A 25,214-nucleotide genomic window follows, 5' to 3' on the forward strand; every position below is an offset into this window, starting at 1 on the left:
TAGCTACTTGTTGGTACATGAACTGGGTGCGAGGAGTCAGTGCCTCGCCGATCCCTCTACGGAGCCGTCGCCATGGGGCACTACAAGTCGAATCTGCGCGACATCGAGTTCAACCTCTTCGAGGTACTCGGGCGGGACAAGCTGTACGGCACCGGCCCGTTCGAGGAGATGGACGTCGACACCGCGAAAAGCATCCTGGAGGAGCTGACGCGGCTCGCGGAGAACGAGCTGGCCGAGTCCTTCACGGACGCCGACCGCAACCCGCCGGTCTTCGACCCCGAGACGAACACCGCGCCGGTCCCGGCCTCCTTCAAGAAGAGCTACCAGGCCTTCATGGACTCCGAGTACTGGCGCCTGGGCCTGCCCGAGGAGATCGGCGGTACGACCGCGCCCCCGTCGCTGATCTGGTCGTACGCGGAGCTGATCCTCGGCGCGAACCCGGCGATCTGGATGTACTCCTCCGGTCCGGCCTTCGCCGGGATCCTCTTCGACGAGGGCAACGACGTACAGAAGAAGATCGCGCAGATCGCCGTCGAGAAGCAGTGGGGCTCGACCATGGTCCTCACCGAGCCGGACGCCGGCTCGGACGTGGGCGCCGGGCGTACCAAGGCCGTCCCGCAGGAGGACGGGTCGTGGCACATCGAGGGCGTGAAGCGGTTCATCACGTCCGGTGAGCACGACATGGAGGAGAACATCCTCCACTACGTCCTCGCCCGCCCCCAGGGCGCCGGTCCCGGCACCAAGGGCCTGTCCCTGTTCCTCGTCCCGAAGTACCTCTTCGACTTCGAGACCGGCGAGCTGGGCGAGCGCAACGGCGCGTACGCCACGAACGTCGAGCACAAGATGGGCCTGAAGGCGTCCAACACCTGCGAGATGACGTTCGGCGACCGGCACCCCGCCAAGGGCTGGCTGATCGGCGACAAGCACGACGGCATCCGCCAGATGTTCCGGATCATCGAGTTCGCGCGGATGATGGTCGGCACGAAGGCGATCTCCACGCTGTCGACCGGCTACCTGAACGCGCTGGAGTACGCCAAGGAGCGCGTCCAGGGCCCGGACCTGGCCAACTTCATGGACAAGACCGCGCCCAAGGTCACCATCACGCACCACCCGGACGTGCGCCGCTCGCTGATGACGCAGAAGGCGTACGCGGAGGGCATGCGCGCGCTGGTCCTGTACACCGCGTCGGTCCAGGACGAGATCGCCGTCAAGGGGGCCGCGGGCGAGGACACCGCCGCGCTGGAGGCCCTCAACGACCTGCTCCTGCCGATCGTCAAGGGCTACGGCTCGGAGAAGGGCTACGAGCAGCTCGCCCAGTCGCTGCAGACCTTCGGCGGCTCCGGGTTCCTTCAGGAGTACCCGATCGAGCAGTACATCCGAGACTCCAAGATCGACACGCTGTACGAGGGCACGACCGCGATCCAGGGCCAGGACTTCTTCTTCCGGAAGATCGTCCGCAACCAGGGCGCCGCGCTGAACTCGCTCGCCGAGGACATCAAGAAGTTCCTGGCGCTCGGCGAGGGCGGCGAGGAGCTGGCCACGGCCCGCGAGCAGCTCGCCAAGGCGGCCGTCGACCTGGAGGCGATCGTCGGCCTGATGCTGACCGACCTGGCGGCCACCGAGCAGGACGTCAAGAACATTTACAAGGTCGGGCTCAACACCACCCGCCTGCTGATGGCCTGCGGTGACGTGGTCGTCGGCTACCTGCTGCTGAAGGGCGCCGCGGTCGCCGCCGCGAAGCTGGATTCTGCCTCTGCGAAGGACAAGTCCTTCTACACCGGCAAGATCGCGGCGGCGAGGTTCTTCGCGGCCAACGTCCTGCCGGGCGTCACCCTGGCCCGCAAGGTGTCCGAGGGCGTCGGCCTGGACCTGATGGAGCTGGACGAGGCGGCGTTCTAGGCACGCCGTGTCGTACGAGGGTCCGCTCTCCTTTCCCGGGGAGCGGACCCTCGTCCATCGTTAAGGTGAACCCCATGAGCGAACCCCCACGCCTCGACCGCGGCCACACCGACGACCTGATGTCCTTCCTCACGGCGAGCCCGTCGCCGTACCACGCCGTGGCGAACGCCGCCGAGCGGCTGGAGAAGGCCGGATTCACGCAGGTCGCGGAGACGGACGCATGGGACGGGACGGCCGGCGGCAAGTACGTGCTGCGCGGCGGCGCGATCATCGCCTGGTACGTCCCCGAGGGTGCCGCGCCGCACACGCCGTACCGGATCGTCGGCGCGCACACGGACTCCCCCAACCTGCGGGTCAAGCCGCTGCCCGACACCGGGGCGCACGGCTGGCGCCAGGTGGCCGTGGAGGTCTACGGCGGGCCGCTGCTGAACTCCTGGCTGGACCGCGACCTGGGCCTGGCGGGCCGGCTGACGCTGCGCGACGGCGCCACCCGGCTGGTGAACGTGGACCGCCCCCTGCTGCGCGTCCCGCAGCTGGCGATCCACCTGGACCGCTCGGTGACGGCGGAGGGCCTCAAGCTCGACAAGCAGCGGCACATGCAGCCCGTCTGGGGCCTGGGCAGCGACGTGCGCGACGGCGACCTGATCGCCTTCCTGGCACAGGAGTCAGGCCTCGCCGCGGGCGACGTCACCGGCTGGGACCTGATGGTGCACTCGGTGGAGCCGCCGGCCTACCTGGGCCGGGACCGCGAACTGGTGGCCGGCCCGCGCATGGACAACCTGTTGTCGGCGCACGCGGCCACGGCGGCGCTGACGGCGACGGCCGCCTCCGGGGACCTGCCGTACATCCCGGTGCTGGCCGCCTTCGACCACGAGGAGAACGGTTCGCAGAGCGACACCGGGGCCGACGGGCCGCTGCTGGGCAGCGTGCTGGAGCGCTCGGTGTTCGCGCGGGGCGGGTCGTTCGAGGACCGGGCACGCGCCTTCGCGGGCACCGTCTGCCTCTCGTCCGACACGGGCCACGCAGTGCACCCCAACTACGCCGAGCGGCACGACCCGACGCACCACCCGCGCATCAACGGCGGCCCCATCCTCAAGGTCAACGTCAACAACCGCTACGCCACGGACGGATCGGGCCGCGCGGTGTTCGCCGCGGCCTGCGAGAAGGCGGGCGTCCCCTTCCAGTCCTTCGTGTCGAACAACTCCATGCCCTGCGGCACGACCATCGGCCCGATCACCGCGGCCCGGCACGGCATCCGGACCGTCGACATCGGCGTGGCCATCCTGTCGATGCACAGCGCGCGGGAGTTGTGCGGTGACCAGGACCCGGTGCTGCTGACACGGGCGCTGACGGCGTTTCTGCAGGGGTAACGGGGGAGACGGTCAACTCCCCGGTGGCGCATGGGCGATGTGCGGACGGGTACCCGCCTCCGACCGGAACGACCGGAACGACCGGACAGGGAGGCGACAACTCATGGGCCTCGGCGGATGCATTGTCCTCATCGCCGTGGGAGCCATCCTCACGTTCGCGACCGACTGGCACATGGAAGGGGTCAACCTCGACCTGGTCGGAGTCATCCTGATGATCGCCGGCCTGATCGGCACCACGACGTTCAGCAGCATCTACCGGCGCCGCCGCGTGGTGGTCCCGCCGACGACACCGGTCGTCGACGACGACCCCCACCGCCACCATCACCACCGCGGCGGTTACAGCGACGGATACGGCGTGTGAGCCAGCGCGTGCCCCGTGGTGACGTCGACGTGCTCCGGTACGTCGTCGTGACGGTCACCGACGGTGCGGGTGCCGGTGGGTTCCAGCAGAAGGATCGCGGTGGGGACGGGGGCGTACGGCTTGTGTGCCGTGCCGCGGGGGACCGTGAAGGCCGAGCCCTTGGGGAGGACGACCGTGCGCTCGCCCGCCGCCTCCCGCAGGGCGATGTGGAGTTCGCCGTCCAGGACGAGGAAGAACTCGTCGGTGTGGTCGTGCGCGTGCCAGACGTGCTCGCCCTCGACCTTGGCGATGCGGACGTCGTAGTCGTTGACGGCGGTGACGATGCGGGGGCTCCACTGCTCGGTGAAGGAGGCCAGGGCGTCGGGGAGGGACACGGGTTCGCTGTTCATGGCGGTCATCCTCGGTGGTGGTGAGCGGGCCCCGCGAGTGCCAGGAATCGCACATGCCGCAAGGATCCTCTCAGCCGCCGCGGGCGCATCGGGTCGCCGTCATCGTCGACGAGGGCACCAATCCCTTCGAGGTAGGTGTCGCCACCGAGCTGTTCGGGCTGCCGCGGCCCGAGCTGGGGCGGCCCGGGCCGCTGTACGAGTGCACGCCCGGCCCCGAGGTGCGGATGAACCACGGCTTCTTCACGCTGACCGGCGCGGCGGGTCTTGAGGCCGTGGACGGGGCGGACACCCTCGTCGTGCCGGGCCGTCCGGACAACGTCGTGCCGCGCGGCGCCGCCGTCCTGGCGGCGATCCGGCGCGCCCACGCGCGCGGGGCCCGGGTGATGAGCCTGTGCACCGGGAGCTTCGCGCTGGCCGAGGCGGGGCTGCTCGACGGGCGCCGGGCCACCACCCACTGGATGTGGGCGGAGACGTTCCGCGAGCTGCACCCGAAGGTGCTGCTGGAGCCGGACGTGCTGTTCGTCGACGAGGGCGACATCCTGACCGCCGCGGGCAGCGCCGCCGCGCTCGATCTGGGGCTGCACGTCGTACGACGTGATCACGGCGCCGAAGTCGCCAACGCCGTCTCCCGGCGGCTGGTGTTCGCCGCGCACCGGAGCGGTGGGCAGCGGCAGTTCGTGGAGCGCCCGGTGCCGGACGTGCGGGACGAGTCCCTGGCCCCGCTGCTCGCGTGGGCGCAGGAGCGGCTGGGCGAGCCGCTGACCGTGGCGGATCTGGCGGCGCGGGCGGCGATGAGCCCGGCGACGCTGCACCGGCGCTTCCGGGCCCAGCTCGGGACGACGCCGCTGGCGTGGCTGACGGGAGAGCGCGTGGCCCTCGCCTGCCGGCTGATCGAGCGGGGTGAGGAGCGGCTGGATGTCGTCGCGGCCCGTAGCGGGCTCGGGACCGCCGCCAGTCTGCGGGTGCAGGTGCGGCGGGTGACCGGGCTGAGCCCGTCGGCCTATCGGCGGCGTTTCCCAGCGGGTGGTGGGGAAGCGGTCACTGCATGAGATTTCTTGTGCGGGACCGGCTCCTCGGCATCGGTGACGACTACTGGATCGAGGACGAGCACGGCCGGAAGGTGTTCCTCGTCGACGGCAAGGCGATGCGGCTGCGCGACACCTTCGAGCTGAAGGACACGCAGGGGCGGGTGCTGATCGACATCCGGCAGAAGATGTTCGCCCTGCGGGACACCATGCTGATCGAGCGGGCCGGGGAGCCGCTCGCGCGGATCCGGCGCAAACGGCTGTCGCTGCTGCGCAACCACTACCGGGTGTCCCTGGTCGAGGGCACCGAACTCGACGTGAGCGGCAAGATCCTCGACCGCGAGTTCGCCGTCGAGTACGACGGGGAGCTGCTCGCCGTGATCTCCCGCCGCTGGCTGCACGTGCGGGAGACGTACGGCGTGGACGTCGTCCGCGACGACGCGGATCCGGCGCTGCTCATCGCGGTCGCGGTGTGCGTGATCCACCTGGCGGAGAAGGAGCGGGAGGACCGGGAGAAGGGCGAGGACTAGGACCGGGGGCCTTAGCGGCGTGGGGGTGCCAGGCCGAGCATCCGGTCCTTCAGGGCCGGGAACTGCTCCCTCGTCGTCGCGACCTTCGCCGGGTCGAACTCCACCCTGAGGACCTCCTCGGCGGCGCCGGCCTCCGCCAGCACCTCCCCCCACGGATCGACCACGATCGAGTGACCGGCCTGCGGAACTCCGGCATGCGTCCCGGCCGTTCCACACGCGAGCACGAACGACTGGTTCTCCACCGCCCGCGCCTGAGCCAGCAGCGTCCAGTGCGACCGGCGGCGCTCCGGCCAGCCCGCCGGGACGACGAAGGTTCCGGCGCCGGCGTCGACGAGGCCGCGGAAGAGTTCGGGGAAACGGAGGTCGTAACAGGTCGCCACGCCCAGCGTCGTACCGGGCAGCCGTACGGTCACCAGCTGATCGCCCGCGCCCATCAGCACCGCCTCGCCCTTGTCGAAGCCGAAGCGGTGGATCTTGCGATAGGTGGCCACCAGGTCGCCGGAGGGGGAGAAGACGAGAGACGTGTTGTAGAGGGGGCCCTCAGGGTCCCGTTCCGGGATCGAGCCAGCGTGCAGCCAGACCGCCGCGTCGCTCGCGGCCTGCGCCATGGCCTCGTACGTCGGCCCGTCGAGCGGCTCCGCCTCGCTGCCGAAGGCCTCGTAGGCGAACGCGCCCGTGGTCCACAGTTCGGGCAGCACGACGAGATCGGCCCCGGCCTGATCCCGCACAAGCGCGGCGACCCGACGCCGACGCGATTCGACCGACTCGCCCTCGTTCACGGCGATTTGGAGCAACGAAGCGCGCACAGTACCACCGTCCTGGCATTCGAGGCGTCCACAATGGCTTCCCCACAGGCCTACGATCGTCACACGAAAGCACTGCCGGGGTGCCTCACAGCAGCGTAACTTAGCGTTCCAAGACACCCGCCGACGGCAGCCTCCCATTGGCAACGCCGCCAGAACCTGCCCGTGTACCGACCGCCGAGGGGTCCCGTTCCGTGAGTCTGCATCCAACCCTCCAGCCCTACGCCGACGCCTGGACCCACTCCATCGAAGCGATATCCGAGCTGGTGACATCGCTCGAGGAGGCAGACTGGAACCGCCGGACCCCGTGCCCGGGCTGGTCCGTGCGCGACGTCGTCTCGCACGTCATCGGCCTGGACTGCGAGATGCTGGGCGACCCGCGCCCCATCCACACGCTCCCGCGCGACCTGTTCCACGTCACGAACGATCACCAGCGCTACATGGAGATGCAGGTCGACGTCCGCCGCCACCACACGGCGCCGGAGATGACGGCCGAGCTGGAGTACACCGTCATCCGCCGCAACCGCCAGCTGCGGGGCGAGACGCGCGATCCGGGGACGAAGGTGCGCGGCTCGCTCGGGGCCGAGCTGCCCCTGGAGGAGTCGATGCGCCGGCACGCGTTCGACGTGTGGGTGCACGAGCAGGACCTGCGCGCGGCACTCGGCCGGCCCGGCAACCTCGACTCCCCCGGCGCGCATGTCGCGCGGGAGGTGCTGCTCGGCGAGCTTCCGCGCGTGGTGGCCGACCTCTCGAAGGCGCCGCGCAGCTCGGCCGTCGTCTTCGATGTGCACGGCCCGGTGGAGTTCCTGCGTACGGTCCGCGTCGACATCCAGGGCCGCGGCACCGTGGAGACGGCCCCCGCGCTCGGGCCCGCCGCCACCCTCACCCTCGACTGGGAGACCTACGTCCGCATGGCCTGCGGCCGCGTGACGCCGGAGGCGGTGGCCGACCGTGTGAAGACGGAGGGCGACCCGGAGCTCGCGGCGGCGATCCTGCGGAACTTCGCGGTGACGCCGTAACCACTCGACGAACGTAGCTGCGGGCATGCGTGCCTCCCCCAGTGCCTTATGGGCCTGGGAGGTACCCCAGGGCGGCACGGGTGGGCGCTGGCGGGGTGCCTCCGCGCGAGCTCGTTCGAGCGTGGGGGAGGCACCCCGCCAGCGCGGGCAAGCGCCGCCCACCCTGCCCCGGCTCAGGGCACCGTCACGCCGGGACGTGCACCGTCTCCACCCGGCTCGCCACCAGCCGTTCCCGCTCCCGCCGCGCCGCCCGCTTCCGCAGCCGCAGGATCTGGACGACGCCGAGCGCCTGGAGGACGAACACGGACGAGAAGGCGACGGTGTAGTCGTCGCCGGTCGCGTCCAGCAGCACACCGATCGCGAACAGGGTCGTCATGGAGGCCGTGAAGCCGCCCATGTTCGTGATGCCGGACGCGGTGCCCTGCCGCTCCGGCGGGTTCGCGGGCCGGGCGAAGTCGAAGCCGATCATCGAGGCCGGCCCGCACGCGCCCAGCACCGCGCACAGCACGATCAGCAGCCACATCGGCGCGTGCTCGCCGGGGTAGGCCAGCGTGGCCGCCCACAGCGCCGCCGTCGCCCCCACCGTGCCGAGGGCCAGCGGCAGCCGCGCCCCGTGGTGCCGGGCGATGATCTGGCCGTACACCAGCCCGACCGTCATGTTGCACAGCACGACGAGGGTGAGCAGCTCACCGGCCGTGGCCCGGGACAGCCCCTGGGCCTGGACCAGGAACGGCATGCCCCACAGCAGCAGGAACACCATCGCCGGGAACTGGGTGGTGAAGTGCACCCACAGCCCCAGCCGGGTGCCGGGCTCGCGCCAGGCCGCGGCGATCTGCCGTCGTACGTACGCGGCGCCCATGTGCGGCAGCGGCTCCGGCTCGTGCCCCTCGGGGTGGTCCTTGAGGAACAGCAGGAGCAGGACGAGGACGACGACACCGGCGAGCGCGCTGCCCGCGAACGCCGCCGTCCAGCCGATCCCGTGCAGCAGCCGGGCCAGCACCAGCGTGGACACCAGGTTGCCCGCCATCCCGGCCAGCCCGGCGAGCTGGGCGATCAGCGGCCCGCGCCGGGCCGGGAACCACCGCCCGCCCAGCCGCAGCACGCTGATGAAGGTCATCGCGTCACCGCACCCGAGCAGCACCCGCGAGGCGAGCGCCATGCCGTACGACGGGGAGAACGCGAACCCGAGCTGCCCGGCCGTGAACAGCACGACGCCGATGGCCAGCACCTTCTTGGTGCCGAGCCGGTCGACCAGCAGGCCGACGGGTATCTGCATGCCGGCGTAGACCAGCAGCTGGAGGATCGAGAAGGTGGACAGGGCCGAGGCGCCCACGTGGAAGCGGTCGGCGGCGTCGAGGCCGGCCACCCCCAGCGACGTACGGAAGATGACGGCGACGAAGTAGACGGCGACGCCGATGCCCCACACGGCGACGGCGCGGCGGCCACCCGGCGGGTCGCCGGGCAGAGCGGCCCCTTGTATCGCGCCTCCTCGCGCGCTCATCGGACCTCGCCCCGGGCCAGGTGGGAGAACCAGCCGACGTGCCGGTGGACGAGGCCCACGGCCGCCTCCGCGTCCCCGGAGCGCAGCGCCTGAAGGATCTCCTCGTGCTCGGCGAGGGTCTTGGCGATCCGGTCGGGGTGGGAGTGCATGACGGCGACGCCCATCCGCAGCTGGCGGTCGCGCAGTTGGTCGTAGAGCCGGGAGAGGATCTCGTTGCCGCCGCTGCGGACGATCTCGGCGTGGAAGCAGCGGTCGGTGACCGCGGCCGCGGCGAGGTCACCGGCGGCGGCCTGCTCCTTCTGCCGGGCCAGCAACGACTCGAGGAGCTCGATGAGCCCGGAGGGCGCGGGTACGGCCTTGCGCGCCGCGTGCTCCTCGACGAGCAGCCGGGTCTCGACGACGTCGGCGATCTCCTGCGCGGAGACGGGCAGGACCAGGGCGCCCTTCTTCGGGTAGAGCTTGATCAGCCCCTCGACCTCGAGGCGCAGCAGCGCTTCCCGAACGGGCGTGCGGGAGACCCCCACGGCCTCGGCGAGCTCGCCCTCGGTGAGGAGCGTCCCGCCCTCGTAACGCCGGTCAAGGACGCCCTGCTTGACGTGGGTGTAGACACGGTCGGCGGCGGGCGGTTGCTTCACGGCGAGGGTCATGCCGACAGGATAGATACAACAGGGGTACGTCAATACGTCCGTCCAGCATGCGGATGACGCACCACTCATCCGACGGAAACCGGCCCCCGCTCGAAAACCGCACAACCATCTGTGCTAGTTACGAGTCAGACAGGTGCGGCCCCTCTGTCCTCATGCACCTCACGCTCAACTGGCCGCACCGCAGGCGCATTTCGACGTATTCGGGGTACCTAACTTGATAACCGGCATTCAGGGCATCCGTCTCCGCAGGGCCGCCGGCGTCGCCGTGACCACCGGCGCCATGCTCGCGACCGGAGTCCTCTCCGCGACGTCCGCGCAGGCCGCCGCCAAACCCTCGATCGCCGCCAAGGGCGGCTATGTGATGAACGCGAACGGCAAGTCGCTGTTCACCAAGTCCGCGGACACCCGGCGTTCCACCGGCTCCACCACCAAGATCATGACCGCGCTGGTGGTGCTGAAGCAGCGCAACCTCAACCTGAACACCAAGGTCAAGATCCAGAAGGCGTACAGCGACTACATCGTCCAGAACAACTGGGCGTCCAACGCCAAGCTGATCGTCGGCGACAAGGTCACCGTCCGTCAGCTGCTGTACGGCCTGATGCTGCCGTCCGGCTGCGACGCGGCGTACGCGCTCGCCGACAAGTTCGGCTCGGGCTCGACGCGGGCGGCGCGCGTGAAGTCGTTCATCGGCAAGATGAACAGCACCGCCAAGAGCCTGGACCTGAAGAACACCCACTTCGACTCGTTCGACGGCATCGGCAAGGGCAAGAACTACTCCACGCCGCGCGACTTGACCAAGCTGGCCCGCAGGGCGATGGACAACGCCACGTTCCGCACGGTCGTGAAGACGAAGTCGTACACGGCGAAGACGACCACGAAGTCCGGCAGCACGCGCACGATGGCACCGTGGAAGAACACCAACCCGCTGCTCGGCACCTACCGCGGCGCGATCGGTGTGAAGACCGGCTCGGGCCCGGAGGCCAAGTACTGCCTGGTCTTCGCCGCCACCCGGAACGGAAAGACCGTCTACGGCACCGTCCTCGCCTCCACCGGCCTGAACGCGCGCTCCTCGGACGCGAAGAAGCTGCTGAACTACGGCTTCTCGAAGGTCTGATCCGCGTACGAGACGCGAAGGGGGCCCGCCGCTCCGAGCGGCGGGCCCCTTCCTCGTGTGCGTTGTTACGCGGCGCTGCGCTGGAGCCGCTCCAGGGCGCGGGCGGCCCTGCGGCGGCTGCCCGCGAGCACGTTGACCGCGGAGCCGGCGCCCGCTCCGGGCTCCAGGCTCCAGCCGCGGATGCGGGAGGCGACGTCGGCCAGGCGCTTGTCGCCGGGCTTGACGTCGATGGAGAACAGGGACTCGTCCGGCGTACGGTCGTCGCCGCCCCAGCGGACAGCGCCGTCGAGTTCGGCGAGGATGTCGCGGACCACCGTCTCCTGCTGCGGGAAGAAACCGCCCTTGACGCCGCTCGGGTAGAAGTCCGGGCGGATCCGCACCGCCGTCCCGGACGCCAGGTTGGACTCCGCGCGGCCGTCGAGGCCGCCGCCGTCGTAGCCCTTGCAGTACAGGCCGGACTGGATGATGCGGCAGAAGTAAGGCGGTGGCGAGGGAGACGGTGACGATGGACTGCGGCAGCAGCCAGATGCTCTGCGCGTAGCTGTACGCTGTGTAGCCGGCGCCGGCGGTCGGCAGTTCCTGGTCGGCGGCGTTGGCGTAGTTGGTGACGACGGTCAGGGCGACCTGGTTGGCCAGGACGAACAGCAGTGTCCACTTGGCCGCGCGGATCCCGGATCCGAGGCCGGTGCCCTTCCAGTCGAACCGGGGCCGGAACCGGAAACCGGCAGCGCGCGCGAAGGGGACGAGCGCCAGGGCCTGTACGGCGATGCCGAGGGTGCGGTCCCAATGCCCAGCACGGTGACGACGAGCGTCACCAGCCGCTGCTCGTACGCCTGCCCGCCATCGGGTTGTGTGGCCCGCGCCCGCACGAGCTGCGGCACGAGCACGGCGTTCAGGGCACCGCCGATGAGCAGCGTGTACAGGCTCGTCGGCACGGTGTTGGCGGTGTTGTACGTACTGGCCAGCAGCCCGGTGCCGAGCTCGGCGCCTTGCAGCACCTGCCGTATGAGCCCGGTGGCCCGCGATATGACGGTGCCCGCGGCCATCAGCAGCGTGGAGCGGCCTAAGCCTGAGCCGCCCTTGCTGTTGTCCGCCGGTGCCGCGGATCCGGTTCTGGTCCTCGCCCCCTCGATCATGGGGCCAACCTACGCGGCGGGCACGGTCAGGGGGTCGACGGGCGGCGTGTGGTGGTTCCCTGGGCGTGGGCGCCGTGGCGGGAGCGGCGGTAGCGGGACGAGACCTGGCCGACGAGTTCCCAGAAGCACACCAGCGCGGTGATGGGCGGAATGCCGACCAGGACGAACGCCAGCAGCGAACCCGTCGAGTAGCTGACGCACAGGCCCGCCGCCACGGCCGAGGCGCACAGCAGGACGCACCAGGACCGGCGCGTGCTCCGGCGCTGAACCGTCGCCCGCAGGATGGAAAGGGCCGCCACGAACCACGGCCCGTACACCGTGAGCGGCCAGCAGCGCGCCAAATGCGGCGGCAGCACGGACGAGGCGATCGCGCACAGCTGACGATAAGAATAAGAAATGGACCAGCCCAGCATGCACACGGCGCACAGTGTGATGACCGCGATCAGGATCGTCACATGAGTGATTCTCTGACCGCCGTCGAGAAAATGTGAATTCGCCCGGAGCTGGCGCCGGTTACTTCTGTGGGAAGGCCGCTGCACCGGGATCAGCGGCTGGGTCGCAGCCGGCTCCTGGCTGGGCTGCTCGATCGTCAGCAGCCGGGCCAGTTCCTGATCCAGGTGGTCGGCGTCGTAGGCATGCGGGTCGTACAGACCGGCATCGTTGCGCATCCCGTCCATCGGATAATTCCTCCACAACCGGCTCAGGATGCCTCGTCCAGGGCCCTAAGATATTCACTTTTCATTTGACTGATCTCGTTCAGAAAACTGTCCAGCAAATCCGAGTAGTAGTCGGATTGTACGTCCTCGTCGATCAGCCTACATTCGGTTGGAGGCTCTTCCATGCTGCGTGCCCATCTGTCGCTTCGCGGCCATGTATAACCTGCACCACGAATGGCCGAATTTCAGGAACGCATCATACGCCGAGGATCTCCCGCGTCGAATTTGAATTCATCTCATGGGGGCGTGTTGGTGGAGGCGAAGGCGGGTACACACGTCGGCGGCCCCCGCCGGAAAGCGGGGGCCGCCGGTGCGCGGACGGGCCGGGCGGTCAGGCCCAGGTGATCAGCCGCTTCGGCTGCTCCAGGATCGCCGCCACGTCCGCCAGGACCTTGGAGCCCAGTTCGCCGTCGACCAGGCGGTGGTCGAAGCTCAGGGACAGGGTCGTGACCTGACGCGGCTTCACCTTGCCCTTGTGGACCCACGGCTGGAGCTTGATCGCGCCGACGGCGAGGATCGCGGACTCGCCGGTGTTCAGCAGAGGCGTGCCGGTGTCGACGCCGAAGACGCCGACGTTGGTGATGGTGATCGTGCCGCCCTGCATCGCGGCCGGGGAGGTCTTGCCCTCCCGCGCCGTCGCGACCAGCTCGCCCAGGGACTCGGCCAGCTGCGGCAGGGTCCTGGTGTGGGCGTCCTTGATGTTCGGGACGATCAGGCCGCGAGGGGTGGCCGTCGCGATGCCCAGGTTGACGTAGTGCTTCCGGACGATCTCCTGCGCGGCCTCGTCCCACGTCGCGTTGATGTCCGGGTTGCGTTTGACGGCGACCAGGAGGGCCTTGGCGATGAGCAGCAGGGGGTTCACGCGCAGGCCCGTGAACTCCTTGTCCTGCTTCAGCTCCTCGACCAGCTTCATCGTGCGGGTCACGTCGACCGTGACGAACTCCGTGACGTGCGGGGCGGTGAAGGCGGAGTTCACCATCGCCGCCGCCGTCGCCTTGCGGACGCCCCGGACCGGGATGCGGGTCTCGCGCGCCGCGTCGTACGACACCGTCGCCGCAGGAGCGGGAGCCGGCGCCGCGGCCGGGGTCTCCTGCACGGGCTCGGGGGGCTTCGGCGGGGCCGCCGCCGCGTGGACGTCCTCGCGCGTGATGATGCCGTCCGGGCCGGTCGGCGTGACCGTCTCCAGGTCGACGCCGAGGTCCTTGGCGAGCTTGCGGACGGGCGGCTTGGCCAGCGGGCGGGGCCTGGCGGCGGCGGCCGGCGTGCCGTGGCCGTTGAGCTCGGTCTGAAGCGCGGCCTCGGCCTGCTGCGCCGGGCCCGCGAGGCTATCGGGGCCCTTGCGGGGGCGGCGGCGCGTCGAGGACGTGGCCACCCCGTAGCCCACCAGGACCGGCTGGCGGCCCGAGCCCTCCGGCTTCGGCTCCTGCACCTCGGCCGACTCGGGCTTCTCCGGCTTCGCGGCGGGCTTCGCCGGCGGAGCCGCGGAGGGCGCGGCTCCGCCCGACACGTCCACCGCGATGATGGACGTGCCCACATCGACCGTGGTGCCCTCGGGGAAGTGCAGCTCGCGCACCACTCCGTCGTACGGGATGGGGAGTTCGACGGCCGCCTTGGCCGTCTCGACCTCGCACACCACCTGGCCGTCGGTGACCGTGTCGCCGGGCTGGACGTACCACTTGAGGATCTCGGCCTCGGTGAGTCCCTCGCCCACGTCGGGCATCTTGAACTCGCGTACGGACCCTTCAGTCATCGTCGTCACGCCCTCTCCTCAGTACGCCAGCGAGCGGTCGACGGCATCCAGCACCCGGTCCAGGTCGGGCAGGTAGGTCTCCTCCAGACGGGCCGGCGGATACGGCGCGTGGTAGCCGCCCACGCGCAGCACCGGGGCCTCCAGGTGGTAGAAGCAGCGCTCGGTGATCCGCGCGGCGATCTCCGCGCCCGAGCCGAAGAACACCGGCGCCTCGTGCACCACGACCAGACGGCCGGTCTTCTCCACCGACCCCTGGATCGTGTCGAAGTCCAGCGGCGAGACCGAGCGCAGGTCCACCACCTCCAGCGACCGGCCCTCCTCGGCGGCCGCGTCCGCCACCTCCTGGCACAGCCGCACCATCGGCCCGTACGCGGCCAGCGTCAGGTCCGCGCCCTCGCGCACCACGCGCGCCTTGTGCAGCGGGCCGGGGATGGCCTCGGTGTTGATCTCGCTCTTCTCCCAGTAGCGCCGCTTGGGCTCGAAGAAGATCACCGGGTCGTCGCTCTGGATGGCCTGCTGCATCATCCAGTAAGCGTCGCCCGCGTTGGACGGGCTGACGATCTTCAGGCCGGCCACGTGCGCGAACAGGGCCTCGGGCGATTCGGAGTGGTGCTCTACCGCCCCGATGCCGCCGCCGTAGGGGATCCGGACGACGACCGGGAGCTTGACCTTGCCCAGGGAGCGGGCGTGCATCTTGGCCAGCTGGGTGACGATCTGGTCGTAGGCGGGGAACACGAACCCGTCGAACTGGATCTCCACCACCGGGCGGTAGCCGCGCAGCGCCAGGCCGATCGCCGTGCCGACGATGCCGGACTCGGCCAGCGGGGTGTCGATGACGCGGCTCTCGCCGAAGTCCTTCTGCAGGCCGTCGGTGACGCGGAAGACGCCGCCGAGCTTGCCGACGTCCTCGCCCATGATGACGACCTTCGGGTCGGCCTCCAGGGCGCGGCGCAGCGACTCGTTGATCGCCTTGGCCAGAGCCATGCTCTTGGATGTCACAGCCTTGGATGTCACAGTCTCCGCTGCCATGTCAGACCCCCGAAACCGCGGCGGAGCCGCTGTCAGACTCAGTGGCGAACGACGCCTCGTAGGCAGCGAACTGCGCCCGCTCCTCGTCGACGAGAGCGTGTCCGTCCGCGTACGCGTTCTCGAAGATGGCGAAGCGGTCCGGGTCCGGCATGGCACGCACCGCCTCGCGCACTCGTTTGCCCAACGCCTCACTCTCCGAGTCAAGTTCCGCGAAGAATCCCTCGTCCGCGTGGTTCGATGCCTCCAGATAGCGGCGAAGGCGCTGGATCGGGTCCTTCGCCTCCCAGGCCAGCCGCTCCTCGTCGCCCCGGTACCGGGTGGGGTCGTCGGAGGTGGTGTGCGCGCCCATGCGGTACGTGAACGCCTCGACCAGCGTCGGGCCCTCACCGCCACGCGCCCGCTCCAGCGCCCACCTGGTGACCGCCAGGGACGCCAGCACGTCGTTGCCGTCCACCCGGACGCCGGGGAAGCCGAAGCCCTGCGCGCGCTGGTAGATCGGCACGCGGGACTGCTTCTCGGTCGGCTCGGAGATGGCCCACTGGTTGTTCTGGCAGAAGAACACCACCGGGGCGTTGTAGACCGCGGAGAAGGTGAAGGCCTCGGCCACGTCGCCCTGGCTGGAGGCGCCGTCGCCGAAGTAGGCGATGACCGCGGAGTCCGCGCCGTCCTTGGCCACGCCCATCGCGTAGCCCGTGGCGTGCAGGGTCTGGGAGCCGATGACGATCGTGTAGAGGTGGAAGTTGTTGCCGTTCGGGTCCCAGCCGCCATTGTTCACGCCGCGGAACATGCCGAGCAGGTTGGCCGGGTCCACACCGCGGCACCAGGCGACGCCGTGCTCGCGGTAGGTCGGGAAGACGTAGTCGTCGTCGTGCAGGGCCCGTCCGGAGCCGATCTGGGCGGCCTCCTGGCCCAGCAGCGAGGCCCACAGGCCCAGCTCGCCCTGGCGCTGCAGGGCGGTGGCCTCGGCGTCGAAGCGACGGGTGAGGACCATGTCGCGGTACAGGCCGCGGAGCTCCTCGGGGGTGACGCCGGCGACGTACTTGTCGTACTCGGCGTTCTTGACGCGTTTGCCCTCGGGCGTCAGCAGCTGCACGAGCTGCGGCTCGGCGTCCTTCTTCGTGCCGGCGTTCTTCTTGGCTGTCGTGCTGGTGGTGCGCTTGGTGCCGGTGGTGCCGGCCTTGCTCCCGGCGCTGCGTCGCGGCTTCTGCGCGGCAGTGCTCTCCACGGTCACGTGTGCTCCTCCGTCGGTCCGGCCCCCGGGATTGCCGGGATACCAGTGCGGCTCGCCTGATCCCGGTCCCGTGCACGGGGTGGGTGCCCATGGCCGGGAACAGGCTTGACAGGTGCCCCGGCGAGCGCCCTGCAGCAGTCACGTTACCCAGTGCTCCACATTTCTGTGAAACCCCCTCTGACCTGCGATTTTGCTTGGATTTCCAAGTAAATCGGAAAGATTCCGAAGGGTTCCAGGTCACAGCCTTGCAGGAGGCCGGAGCAACGGCACGTTATCCCGGCCACCCCGGGCACGGGAAGAGTCCGTGTATGAGACGTACCCCGTCCGCGAAGAAGGAAAAATCGGGTTATTCCCCTCGACGGCCACGAGGTCGTCCGCCAGGGCGTCCACGAGCACACGCGCGTGTGTACGTCCCCGTAAACACATCACGCGCGTGTGCCGTCCGTTTCGGGTGCACGCGCGCGTGGGGGGCCTGCCGGTCGGGTCAGCCGCCGCCCTCGGCCCCGCTGCTGTCGCCGCCGGTCGTCGTGCCGCCCGTGTTCGTGCCGCCCGTCGGGGCGTCGGTGGGCTCGTCCGGTGTGGTCGGCTGCGGATTCGACGGCTGGTTCGTCGGCTCCGTCGGCTGCGGATTCGTCGGCTGGTCGGTCGGCTGGTCCGTCGGCTGGAACGTGGGCTGCTCGGACGGCGTGTAGGAGGGCTGCTCCGAGGGCGTGTAGTCCGGGTTGGAACCCGTGCCGCTGCCGTTGTCCGTGGCCGTGTCGGTGGGCTGGCCGGTCGGATCGTCGGTCGCCGTCTCGCTGGGCGAGGAGTTCTCGGTGGTCTGCGAGGGGGTCGGCGGCTTCTGGTTCTGTTGCCCGCTCCCGTCCCCGCTGCCGCCCCTGAGCGCCAGTGCCACGCCCACCGCGACGGCGATCACGGCGAGCACGGCGAGGATCCACAGCTTGCCGCGGCCGCTGCCCCTGTTGCCGTGCCCCTCGAAGCCGCCGTCGTCGCCACCGCCGTAGCCGGCGGGCAGGACAGGCTGCGGGATCTGCGTGGTGCCGGAGCCCGAGCCACCGGGGTGCTGCATGACCGTCGTGCTCGCGAAGCCCGCCGCCGGGGTGTGCCGGCCGTCGTGCATGTCGACCGGGCCGGTGTTCCAGGTGCCCGTGTGGCCGCCCGCCTCGTACAGCATCTGGAGTGCGTACTGGACCAGGCCGCGCATCTCCTCGGCCGTCTGGAACCGGTCGTCGGGCTCCTTGGCGAGCGAGCGCATGACCAGGCCGTCGAGCTCCGGCGGGCAGGCGTCCGAGGCCTCCGACGGGGGCGTCGGGATGTCCTGGACGTGCTGGTAGACCACCGACAGCGGGGTCTCGCCGGTGAACGGGGGCCGCAGGGAGAGGAGTTCGTACAGCAGGCAGCCGGTCGCGTACAGGTCGGAGCGGTGGTCGACGGCCTTGCCGAGCGCCTGCTCCGGCGAGAGGTACTGCGGCGTGCCCATGACCATGCCGGTCTGCGTCATCGTCGACTGCGCCGCGTGCAGGGCGCGGGCGATGCCGAAGTCCATCACCTTCACGGCGCCGTTGTTGGTGATGATGACGTTGGCCGGCTTGATGTCCCGGTGCACGATGCCGTGCTGGTGCGAATACGCGAGCGCCTCCAGGACGCCCGAGACGATGATCAGCGCCTGCTCGGGGCCGGGCGCCTCGGCGTTCAGCAGCAGATCGCGGATGGTGCGGCCCTCGACCAGCTCCATCACGATGTACGGCACGGACTGGCCGCCCACCATGTCCTCGCCCGAGTCGTACACGGCGACGATCGCGTGGTGGTTCAGCCCGGCCACCGACTGCGCCTCGCGCGTGAAGCGGGCCTTGGACACCGGGTCCTCGGCGAGGTCGGAACGGAGCAGCTTGACGGCAACGGTGCGCCCGAGGCGGACGTCCTCGGCGGCGAACACCTCGGCCATTCCGCCCCGGCCGAGTCTGCGGGTCAGCCGGTACCGGCCATCCCCAACCAACCCGCCGTTCCCCCACAGCTCCGGCGCGTCTGACATACCGCCGCCAGTCGCCTCGGGGTCGGACGGGCCCTGGGCGCGCTGCTGCTGTGCCATCAGTCCTCGCCGTCGTTTCTGCCCGCGGTGCGCGCGGTGTTGTTACGGTCTCCGTCGGCCACGCTACAGCCTCCGCGCAAGCCTCCGGTCCCGGATCCGGCCCGATACGGGCGTCGGGACCGGTGTGAGACAGGGCGTTGCAAGGGCACAGGACGGACCGGCCATGAAACCGTCAACTCGTTCTGCGTGCAAATTCTGTGTACCGGCCGCACACCCCTCGTAACACTTCCGCGACGCTTCTTTCGCGTACGGTCACGGAACGGGCACCGAGCTTGACGTGTCAGTGCCCTCCGGCAGACTTGGCCGGGAATAGCACATCGCCAGGACGGCGCGCAGGGCCAGTACGCGGGGCGGGCGCTGGCCGGGGGCCGCTATCAGCTGCGTGACCTGCTTGGACAGGGCGGCATGGCCTCGGTGCACCTCGCGTACGACTCGGTGCTCGACCGCCAGGTCGCGATCAAGACGCTGCACACCGAGCTGGGCCGGGAGCAGGCCTTCCGCGAGCGGTTCCGCCGCGAGGCCCAGGCCGTGGCCAAGCTCACGCACACCAACATCGTCTCGGTGTTCGACACCGGCGAGGACACTGCATTCGACAGCGGCTCCGCCGCGGGCGACGACACGCCGGTGCCGTACATCGTCATGGAGTACGTCGAGGGCCGCCCGCTCGGCTCGGTGCTCGACGAGGACGTACGGCAGTACGGCGCGATGCCCGCGAAAGGGCGCTGAAGGTCACCGCGGACGTGCTCGCGGCCCTGGAGATCAGCCATGAGATGGGGCTGGTCCACCGGGACATCACGCGCTGAAGAAGAACCCGAACGAGCGCTTCCCGAGCGCCGAGGCCATGCGCGGCGAGTGCCTGCGCGTGGCGGGGTCCTTCCACGCGGCGCCGCCCAGCATCGTGCCGGGCGCGCAGACGCCGAGCGGCGCGGGCGTGGGCTCGGCGGTGTTCCCGCCGGTCGACCAGGCAGCTCCGGCGTCCTCGGGCAGCGTCCAGACGCCGTACCATCCGGCGCCCACGCCGAATCCGTACGGGATGCCGACGCCGTCGGGGCCGGGGGTGCAGGGAGTGCCGGGTGCGCCTTCTCCGGCGTACGGCTATCCGCAGCAGGGCGGCTACCAGACGCCGCACCCGTCGGGGTACGCGCCGCAGCCCGGGGCGCCGACGCCGCCGCCGTACAACATCACGCCCCAGCCCGCCGGTTCGGGCGGGCGGGGGAACAACAGGCCGGTGATCATCGGCTCGGTCGTGGTGTCCCTGCTGGCGGTCGGCGGGCTGGTCACGGCGCTGCTGCTGAGCAACGGGGACAACGGCCAGGAAGCGGGCGGCGGGGGCAGCAGGGCCAGCGCGTCGGCGACGAAGGCGGCGGGGTACCGCGGGCCGGATCCGTCGAAGACGATCGAGTCCGACGAGTGCACGGAGCCTCGGGAGTCGTACAACGACCCCGAGAAGATCCGGGTTCCGAAGTTCAAGTACAAGAACATCAAGTCCGTCAAGGCGTGCTTCCAGGCCGCGGGCTGGACGATGAAGGTCACGAACGTCGACGAGAACACGTTCGGCGACGGCACGGTCATGGACCAGTTCCCGTCGGCGGACACAGGCATGGACCCCGATGACATGCCGGAGATCGAGCTGAAGGTTTCGACGGGCAACCCGGCGTCCTGACCCGGTCACATGAGTGGGCCCGGCAGCCTGTGCTGCCGGGCCCTTTGCTGAGGGGGCTTACAGGTACGGTCCGCCGGAGCGGGGGCCGGGGTGCTCGTCGTCGTGGCCCTCGTGGGCGACGCCCGGGGGCAGCGCGCGGCGCATCTGCTCCAGTTGGGCGCGCGCGGCCATCTGCTGGGCGAACAGGGTGGTCTGGATCCCGTGGAAGAGGCCCTCGAGCCAGCCGACCAACTGTGCTTGCGCGATGCGCAGTTCGGCGTCTGACGGGGTCGCCTCGTCCGTGAAGGGCAGGGAGAGCCGCTCCAGCTCCTCGACGAGCTCCGGCGCCAGGCCGTCCTCCAGCTCCTTCACCGAGCCGGCATGGATCTCCTTGAGCCGGACCCGGCTCGCCTCATCCAGGGGAGCGGCACGCACCTCCTCCAGCAGCTGCTTGATCATGCTGCCGATCCGCATGACCTTGGCGGGCTGCTCCACCTGATCCGTCACCGGGGTCTCGCGGGAGTCCTCGTCTCCGTTGCCGCCGCTGAGCGCCATGCCGTCCTGACCGACGACCAGGATCTGCGGGTTCTCCGGCGACCTTTCGTTCCTCGGCATCTCCATGCCGCCATTGTCTCGCACCCGTCCACCTCACCCGCCAGCAGCCCGTGACGTGGCGGCATACCCGGATTGTGCGGCCCCCTCAACCCTCCCGGACGAACCCGGAATGCCGGAAGAAACAGGAAATGTGAGGCTGGTCCCGTCGGTCTTCGGGCGATACCGGGAGGGGGTCACGAGCGTGACTCCATGGCAGCGGGTACGGAAGGGGGGTTGGGCTGCGGGGGTGCTGGTTGTGGGTGCTGTGGTGTGGGGGGCGGGGATGACTTACGGGGTGCAGGGGTACGGGGGGGCCGTTACGTACCAGGCGCCGGGCAGCGGGCCCGTGACGGACGAGGCGCAGGGCGGCGGCCGGCCGGGGGCGTACGGCGGGGTGGGCGGGGCGGTGTACGGCGAAGGGCCGCCGCCGGGTGCCGAGGGTGCGTCGGTGTCGGTGTCCGCGTCCGTCCCCGCGTCCCTCTCCGCCTCCGTGGCTGACGCCGTGACTGCCTCTGTGGCCGCCTCTCCGTCTGATTCTCTGGCTGACTCCGTGCCGGGGTCGGTGTCCGGCTCGGAGTCGGGTTCCCGCCCTCCCGAGGTTCCTCCGGGTGCTTCCGGGGACCAGTCCGGCTCCGAGGGCGATTCCCGGGCCGAGCACCGGCTTCCTAACTCTCGGCCAGGCCACGGGCCCGGTTCCGGCTCGGTCGGCGGTTCGGGGCGGGACTCCGCCGTCGCTTCTCCGCCCGGCCTGGCCCCCGCGCCGGAGCCCTCCCGTGCCGGGAGCCGGGCGGGTGAGGGGCGGGAGCGGCCGGGGCGGCGGGAGACAGCCGAACCGGAGGAGCCGGGGAAAGAGCCGGAGCGAGAGGGCGCCGGTGAGGGCGGTGACGGCGGCGACTCCAGCGCCGTGGCGCCGCCCGCCGTACCCGCCGTACCCGAGGCGCCGCCGGACGGCGCGGCCGTACCGTCCGGGTCGGCGCAGCCGACGCGGACGGCCGTCGGACACGCGGAGCGGCCCACCGAGCCCGTGCTGCGGATCGTGCCGCTCGGCAGCGGGCTGCTCCTCATCGGGCTCGGCCTGGGCCTGGCCTTCGTCGGCCTCCGGTTGCGCAGGACCTAGCGTCGCGACGGGGCGAACGTTGCCTGCCGGGGCACTACAACTAGGGCGCGACCAGCAGCACCTTCCCCACGTGACCGCTCTCCTCCACCAGCCGGTGGGCGGCGGGCGCGTCCGGCATCGGGAGTTCGCGGTCGACGACCGGGCGGATGTGCCCGGCGTCGAGCAGCGGCCAGACGTGTTCGCGTACGGCCGCGACGATGGCCGCCTTCTCGTCCAGCGGGCGGGCACGCAGCGAGGTCGCGCTGATCGCGGCGCGCTTGCTGAGGAGCGCGCCGATGTTCAGCTCGCCCTTGACGCCGCCCTGCATACCGATGATCGCGAGGCGGCCGTTGACGGCGAGGGCCTTGACGTTGCGGTCCAGGTACTTGGCGCCCATGTTGTCGAGGATGACATCGGCGCCGGCTCCGTCCGTGGCCGTGCGGATCTCCTCGACGAAGTCCTGCTCGCGGTAGTTGACCAGGATGTCGGCGCCCAGCCCGGCGCAGTGCTCCAGCTTCTCCCTGGTGCCCGCGGTGACGGCGACCTTCGCGCCGACGGCCTTGGCGAGCTGGATCGCCATCGTGCCGATGCCGCTGGAGCCGCCGTGCACGAGGAGGGTCTCGCCGGCGCGGAGGTGGGCGATCATGAAGACGTTGGACCAGACCGTGCAGACGACCTCCGGCAGGGCCGCCGCCTGCTTGAGTCCGACCCCCTTGGGGAGGGGCAGCAGCTGGCCGGCGGGGACGGCGACCTTCTCGGCGTAGCCGCCGCCGGAGAGCAGCGCGCACACCTCGTCGCCGACGGCCCAGCCGGACGCGCCGGGGCCGAGCGCGGCGATCCGCCCCGAGCACTCCAGGCCTGGGTACGGCGACGCACCGGGCGGCGGGTTGTAGAAGCCCTGCCGCTGAAGAATGTCGGCCCGGTTGACGGCACTGGCCACCACCTCGACCAGCACCTCGCCCTCACCGGGCACCGGATCCGCCGCCTCGCCCCAGACCAGCGCCTCGGGCCCACCGGGTTCGGAAATCGTGATCGCATGCATGAGGGGACGCTACCCGTCACTCCCGCACCGGATCCCGGCCCGTCGCCCCCACTCGCCCCCGCACCACTGCGAGGCCGCCCCGGCCCCGCCGTAAACCCCAGCCCGGTCCCCACCGATCCCCCACCGCTCGGAACGCGGCCACACGCCCCCGGCCTGCGCCTCGGTCCCCGGTCCCCGGTCCTCGGTCCTCGGTCCTCGGTCCCCGGTCCTCCGTCCCGAGCCTCGTCCGCCGGTCGGAACCCCCTCCGCCCTTGGTCCGGTCCTGGCAGAAATCCATATGCGGGACCGATGAGTTTGCGCGACCGTAAAAGTCTCCCCATGCGTAGCCCAAGCACGCGGAAGGACCCCAGCATGAGCACGCATACGTCCGGCCTGGCGATCGAAACCGCGGACCTGGTGAAGACGTTCGGCGAGACACGGGCGGTCGACGGCGTGGACCTCGCGGTCCCGGCCGGCACGGTCTACGGCGTCCTCGGTCCGAACGGCGCCGGCAAGACCACGACCGTGAAGATGCTCGCCACCCTCCTGCGGCCCGACGGCGGTGAGGCACACGTCTTCGGCCACGACGTCGTGCGTGAGGCCGACGAGGTGCGCGGCCGCGTGAGCCTCACCGGGCAGTACGCGTCCGTGGACGAGGACCTCACCGGCACCGAGAACCTCGTCCTGCTGGCCCGGCTCCTCGGTCACCACAAGAAGACCGCCCGCGACCGCGCCGCCCAGCTCCTGGAGGCCTTCGGGCTCACGGACGCGGCCGCGAAGCAGGTCAAGCACTACTCCGGCGGCATGCGGCGCCGTATCGACATCGCCGCGTCCATCCTCAACACACCCGATCTTCTCTTCCTCGACGAGCCGACAACCGGCCTCGATCCGCGCAGCCGCAACCAGGTGTGGGACATCGTGCGCGCGGTCGTCGGGCAGGGCACGACCGTGCTGCTGACCACACAGTACCTGGACGAGGCCGACCAGCTGGCCTCCCGGATCGCCGTCATCGACCGCGGCAAGGTGATCGCCGAGGGCACCAAGGGCGAGCTGAAGGCGTCCGTCGGCGCCGGTTCCGTACACCTGCGGCTGCGGGACGCGGAGCAGCGGCCGCTGGCGTCGGAGGTGCTGACCCGGGCGCTCGGCGCGGCCGTCCAGGCGGAGCCCGACCCGGTCGCGCTGACGGCCCGCCTCGGTACGGCGGCGAGCGACGACACCGCGGCCGAGCAGGCCGCCCGGGCGCTGACCGAGCTGTCCCGCGCTGGCGTCACCGTCGACAACTTCGCGCTGGGCCAGCCCAGCCTGGACGAGGTGTTCCTCGCCCTCACCGGACACGACACCCGCACCACCGACGACACCGACGACACGAAGGACGAGGTGGCAGCATGAGCACCGCGACGACCACCGAGAGCAGTGAACTCGCCCCGGTCAGCACCGACTCGCTCGCCGCGCTGCTCATCGCCAAGGAACGGCCGCCGCGGCCCAGCGCCTGGTCGGCCTCGCTGACCTTCGGCTGGCGGGCCATACTCAAGATCAAACACGTGCCGGAGCAGCTCTTCGACGTCACGGCGTTCCCGATCATGATGGTGCTGATGTACACCTACCTGTTCGGCGGGGCGCTGGCCGGTTCGCCGCAGGAGTACATCCAGTTCCTGCTGCCGGGCATCCTGGTGATGTCGGTCGTGATGATCACGATGTACACCGGCGTCTCGGTCAACACCGACATCGAGAAGGGCGTCTTCGACCGGTTCCGCAGCCTGCCCATCTGGCGGCCGTCGACGATGGTCGGCTATCTGCTCGGCGACGCCCTGCGCTACACGATCGCGTCCGTCGTGATGCTCACGGTCGGCCTGATCCTCGGCTACCGGCCGGACGGCGGCGTGGTCGGCGTGGTCGCCGGCATCGCGCTGCTCGTCGTATTCTCGTTCGCCTTCTCGTGGATCTGGACGATGTTCGGGCTGCTGCTGCGCACCGAGAAGTCGGTGATGGGCGTCAGCATGATGTTCCTCTTCCCGCTCACCTTCCTGTCCAACATCTTCGTCGACCCGCGGACCATGCCCGGCTGGCTGCAGGCCTTCGTCCACAACAGCCCGGTCACCCACCTCTCGTCGGCCGTGCGCGACCTGATGGCGGGCGGCTGGCCGGCCGACCACATCGCCTGGTCCCTGGGCTGGGCAGGCCTGTTCGTGCTGGTCTTCGGGCCGGTCACCATGCGGCTCTACAACCGCAAGTAGGGCAACGGCAAGCAGGAC

At 70.5% G+C, this 25,214-nt stretch carries 21 protein-coding genes and 3 pseudogenes; 11 read left to right on the plus strand and 13 right to left on the minus strand.

What is annotated here, in order from left to right:
- Nucleotides 1-72: 72 nt before the first annotated feature.
- The 3 genes from H8R17_RS23500 to H8R17_RS23510 all read left to right on the plus strand — a co-directional run bounded on the left by H8R17_RS23500 (nucleotide 73) and on the right by H8R17_RS23510 (nucleotide 3,630).
- On the plus strand, nucleotides 73-1,899 hold the full coding sequence (locus H8R17_RS23500) for an acyl-CoA dehydrogenase (RefSeq protein ID WP_187825190.1): 1,827 nt from the start codon (nucleotides 73-75) through the stop codon (nucleotides 1,897-1,899).
- Between the two features lie 74 nt (nucleotides 1,900-1,973).
- Nucleotides 1,974-3,269, plus strand: coding sequence for a M18 family aminopeptidase (locus H8R17_RS23505; protein WP_187825191.1), 1,296 nt, complete (start codon nucleotides 1,974-1,976; stop codon nucleotides 3,267-3,269).
- A 103-nt stretch (nucleotides 3,270-3,372) separates the two neighbouring features.
- On the plus strand, nucleotides 3,373-3,630 hold the full coding sequence (locus H8R17_RS23510; RefSeq protein ID WP_187825192.1) for a DUF6458 family protein: 258 nt from the start codon (nucleotides 3,373-3,375) through the stop codon (nucleotides 3,628-3,630).
- Here the strand turns inward: H8R17_RS23510 and H8R17_RS23515 are convergent.
- Nucleotides 3,606-4,019 (minus strand): cupin domain-containing protein, encoded by a 414-nt coding sequence (locus tag H8R17_RS23515; RefSeq protein WP_187825193.1) that lies wholly within the window; start codon nucleotides 4,017-4,019, stop codon nucleotides 3,606-3,608. The two genes, H8R17_RS23510 and H8R17_RS23515, sit on opposite strands and share 25 nt — an antisense overlap.
- Nucleotides 4,020-4,072: 53 nt before the next feature.
- Between H8R17_RS23515 and H8R17_RS23520 the strand changes: the two genes are divergently transcribed.
- Together H8R17_RS23520 and H8R17_RS23525 are read left to right on the plus strand one after the other, a co-directional pair.
- Nucleotides 4,073-5,068 carry a helix-turn-helix domain-containing protein gene (locus H8R17_RS23520; protein WP_187825194.1) on the plus strand — a complete coding sequence of 332 codons (996 nt, stop codon included), beginning with the start codon at nucleotides 4,073-4,075 and terminating at the stop codon, nucleotides 5,066-5,068.
- The gene (locus tag H8R17_RS23525) at nucleotides 5,065-5,574 is read left to right on the plus strand and encodes an LURP-one-related/scramblase family protein (protein WP_187825195.1); all 510 of its coding nucleotides are present in this window, start codon (nucleotides 5,065-5,067) and stop codon (nucleotides 5,572-5,574) included. Before H8R17_RS23520 ends, H8R17_RS23525 begins: the two co-directional genes overlap by 4 nt.
- A gap of 11 nt (nucleotides 5,575-5,585) precedes the next feature.
- Here H8R17_RS23525 and H8R17_RS23530 read toward each other — a convergent pair whose 3' ends face one another.
- Nucleotides 5,586-6,380 (minus strand): carbon-nitrogen family hydrolase, encoded by a 795-nt coding sequence (locus H8R17_RS23530; RefSeq protein WP_187825196.1) that lies wholly within the window; start codon nucleotides 6,378-6,380, stop codon nucleotides 5,586-5,588.
- Nucleotides 6,381-6,571: 191 nt separating this feature from the next.
- Here H8R17_RS23530 and H8R17_RS23535 point away from each other — a divergent pair, with 191 nt between their 5' ends.
- The gene (locus H8R17_RS23535) at nucleotides 6,572-7,396 is read left to right on the plus strand and encodes a maleylpyruvate isomerase family mycothiol-dependent enzyme (RefSeq protein ID WP_187825197.1); all 825 of its coding nucleotides are present in this window, start codon (nucleotides 6,572-6,574) and stop codon (nucleotides 7,394-7,396) included.
- Between the two features lie 184 nt (nucleotides 7,397-7,580).
- Here the strand turns inward: H8R17_RS23535 and H8R17_RS23540 are convergent, their stop codons facing one another.
- Nucleotides 7,581-8,897, minus strand: a complete 1,317-nt coding sequence (locus H8R17_RS23540) for a nitrate/nitrite transporter (protein ID WP_187825198.1) — start codon at nucleotides 8,895-8,897, stop codon at nucleotides 7,581-7,583.
- Nucleotides 8,894-9,544 (minus strand): GntR family transcriptional regulator, encoded by a 651-nt coding sequence (locus H8R17_RS23545; protein ID WP_187825199.1) that lies wholly within the window; start codon nucleotides 9,542-9,544, stop codon nucleotides 8,894-8,896. The genes H8R17_RS23540 and H8R17_RS23545 overlap by 4 nt, the downstream gene beginning before the upstream one ends.
- 214 nt (nucleotides 9,545-9,758) lie before the next feature.
- Between H8R17_RS23545 and H8R17_RS23550 the strand changes: the two genes are divergently transcribed.
- Nucleotides 9,759-10,658, plus strand: coding sequence for a D-alanyl-D-alanine carboxypeptidase family protein (locus H8R17_RS23550; RefSeq protein ID WP_187825200.1), 900 nt, complete (start codon nucleotides 9,759-9,761; stop codon nucleotides 10,656-10,658).
- 65 nt (nucleotides 10,659-10,723) lie between these two features.
- Here H8R17_RS23550 and H8R17_RS23555 read toward each other — a convergent pair.
- The 7 genes and pseudogenes from H8R17_RS23555 to H8R17_RS23585 form a co-directional block, all read right to left on the minus strand.
- Nucleotides 10,724-11,074 (minus strand): annotated as a pseudogene (locus H8R17_RS23555) (hypothetical protein); the annotation flags it as partial.
- 58 nt (nucleotides 11,075-11,132) lie between these two features.
- Nucleotides 11,133-11,794 (minus strand): annotated as a pseudogene (locus H8R17_RS23560) (lipid II flippase MurJ); the annotation flags it as partial.
- 26 nt (nucleotides 11,795-11,820) lie between these two features.
- On the minus strand, nucleotides 11,821-12,462 hold the full coding sequence (locus H8R17_RS23565; protein WP_187825201.1) for a DUF2637 domain-containing protein: 642 nt from the start codon (nucleotides 12,460-12,462) through the stop codon (nucleotides 11,821-11,823).
- 379 nt (nucleotides 12,463-12,841) lie between these two features.
- On the minus strand, nucleotides 12,842-14,269 hold the full coding sequence (locus H8R17_RS23570) for a dihydrolipoamide acetyltransferase family protein (RefSeq protein WP_187825202.1): 1,428 nt from the start codon (nucleotides 14,267-14,269) through the stop codon (nucleotides 12,842-12,844).
- 9 nt (nucleotides 14,270-14,278) lie between these two features.
- On the minus strand, nucleotides 14,279-15,289 hold the full coding sequence (locus tag H8R17_RS23575) for an alpha-ketoacid dehydrogenase subunit beta (protein ID WP_187825203.1): 1,011 nt from the start codon (nucleotides 15,287-15,289) through the stop codon (nucleotides 14,279-14,281).
- A gap of 1 nt (nucleotide 15,290) precedes the next feature.
- Complete coding sequence (pdhA, locus tag H8R17_RS23580; RefSeq protein ID WP_187825204.1) at nucleotides 15,291-16,520, minus strand: pyruvate dehydrogenase (acetyl-transferring) E1 component subunit alpha; 1,230 nt, start codon at nucleotides 16,518-16,520, stop codon at nucleotides 15,291-15,293.
- Nucleotides 16,521-17,004: 484 nt separating this feature from the next.
- Nucleotides 17,005-18,609, minus strand: coding sequence for a protein kinase domain-containing protein (locus H8R17_RS23585; RefSeq protein ID WP_187825205.1), 1,605 nt, complete (start codon nucleotides 18,607-18,609; stop codon nucleotides 17,005-17,007).
- 309 nt (nucleotides 18,610-18,918) lie between these two features.
- Here H8R17_RS23585 and H8R17_RS23590 point away from each other — a divergent pair.
- A pseudogene (locus H8R17_RS23590) lies at nucleotides 18,919-20,272 on the plus strand (protein kinase).
- Nucleotides 20,273-20,329: 57 nt separating this feature from the next.
- Here the strand turns inward: H8R17_RS23590 and H8R17_RS23595 are convergent.
- The gene (locus H8R17_RS23595) at nucleotides 20,330-20,872 is read right to left on the minus strand and encodes a bacterial proteasome activator family protein (protein WP_187825206.1); all 543 of its coding nucleotides are present in this window, start codon (nucleotides 20,870-20,872) and stop codon (nucleotides 20,330-20,332) included.
- Nucleotides 20,873-21,191: 319 nt separating this feature from the next.
- Here H8R17_RS23595 and H8R17_RS23600 point away from each other — a divergent pair, with 319 nt between their 5' ends.
- The gene (locus H8R17_RS23600; RefSeq protein ID WP_187825207.1) at nucleotides 21,192-21,962 is read left to right on the plus strand and encodes a hypothetical protein; all 771 of its coding nucleotides are present in this window, start codon (nucleotides 21,192-21,194) and stop codon (nucleotides 21,960-21,962) included.
- Between the two features lie 40 nt (nucleotides 21,963-22,002).
- On the opposite strand, the gene H8R17_RS23605 is transcribed toward H8R17_RS23600, so the two are convergent.
- Nucleotides 22,003-22,983, minus strand: coding sequence for an NAD(P)H-quinone oxidoreductase (locus H8R17_RS23605; protein WP_187825208.1), 981 nt, complete (start codon nucleotides 22,981-22,983; stop codon nucleotides 22,003-22,005).
- Nucleotides 22,984-23,334: 351 nt separating this feature from the next.
- Here H8R17_RS23605 and H8R17_RS23610 point away from each other — a divergent pair, with 351 nt between their 5' ends.
- Entirely contained in the window at nucleotides 23,335-24,351 is a 1,017-nt protein-coding gene (locus H8R17_RS23610; RefSeq protein WP_187825209.1) for an ATP-binding cassette domain-containing protein, read from the plus strand.
- Nucleotides 24,348-25,196, plus strand: a complete 849-nt coding sequence (locus tag H8R17_RS23615; protein ID WP_187825210.1) for an ABC transporter permease — start codon at nucleotides 24,348-24,350, stop codon at nucleotides 25,194-25,196. The genes H8R17_RS23610 and H8R17_RS23615 overlap by 4 nt, the downstream gene beginning before the upstream one ends.
- The last annotated feature ends 18 nt before the right edge of the window (nucleotides 25,197-25,214 follow it).

The sequence above is a fragment of the Streptomyces sp. TRM68367 genome (assembly GCF_014495685.1).
Taxonomy (GTDB): domain Bacteria; phylum Actinomycetota; class Actinomycetes; order Streptomycetales; family Streptomycetaceae; genus Streptomyces.

Excerpts from the sequence above, each read along its gene's own strand:
- H8R17_RS23540 (WP_187825198.1), bottom strand. The coding sequence starts at position 8,897 with ATGAGCGCGCGAGGAGGCGCGATACAAGGGGCCGCTCTGCCCGGCGAC.
- H8R17_RS23500 (WP_187825190.1), top strand. The coding sequence starts at position 73 with ATGGGGCACTACAAGTCGAATCTGCGCGACATCGAGTTCAACCTCTTC.
- H8R17_RS23525 (WP_187825195.1), top strand. The coding sequence starts at position 5,065 with ATGAGATTTCTTGTGCGGGACCGGCTCCTCGGCATCGGTGACGACTAC.
- H8R17_RS23605 (WP_187825208.1), bottom strand. The coding sequence starts at position 22,983 with ATGCATGCGATCACGATTTCCGAACCCGGTGGGCCCGAGGCGCTGGTC.
- H8R17_RS23505 (WP_187825191.1), top strand. The coding sequence starts at position 1,974 with ATGAGCGAACCCCCACGCCTCGACCGCGGCCACACCGACGACCTGATG.
- H8R17_RS23575 (WP_187825203.1), bottom strand. The coding sequence starts at position 15,289 with ATGGCAGCGGAGACTGTGACATCCAAGGCTGTGACATCCAAGAGCATG.
- H8R17_RS23520 (WP_187825194.1), top strand. The coding sequence starts at position 4,073 with ATGCCGCAAGGATCCTCTCAGCCGCCGCGGGCGCATCGGGTCGCCGTC.
- H8R17_RS23515 (WP_187825193.1), bottom strand. The coding sequence starts at position 4,019 with ATGAACAGCGAACCCGTGTCCCTCCCCGACGCCCTGGCCTCCTTCACC.
- H8R17_RS23545 (WP_187825199.1), bottom strand. The coding sequence starts at position 9,544 with ATGACCCTCGCCGTGAAGCAACCGCCCGCCGCCGACCGTGTCTACACC.
- H8R17_RS23595 (WP_187825206.1), bottom strand. The coding sequence starts at position 20,872 with ATGGAGATGCCGAGGAACGAAAGGTCGCCGGAGAACCCGCAGATCCTG.
- H8R17_RS23585 (WP_187825205.1), bottom strand. The coding sequence starts at position 18,609 with ATGGCACAGCAGCAGCGCGCCCAGGGCCCGTCCGACCCCGAGGCGACT.
- H8R17_RS23615 (WP_187825210.1), top strand. The coding sequence starts at position 24,348 with ATGAGCACCGCGACGACCACCGAGAGCAGTGAACTCGCCCCGGTCAGC.
- H8R17_RS23565 (WP_187825201.1), bottom strand. The coding sequence starts at position 12,462 with ATGCGCAACGATGCCGGTCTGTACGACCCGCATGCCTACGACGCCGAC.
- H8R17_RS23510 (WP_187825192.1), top strand. The coding sequence starts at position 3,373 with ATGGGCCTCGGCGGATGCATTGTCCTCATCGCCGTGGGAGCCATCCTC.
- H8R17_RS23610 (WP_187825209.1), top strand. The coding sequence starts at position 23,335 with ATGAGCACGCATACGTCCGGCCTGGCGATCGAAACCGCGGACCTGGTG.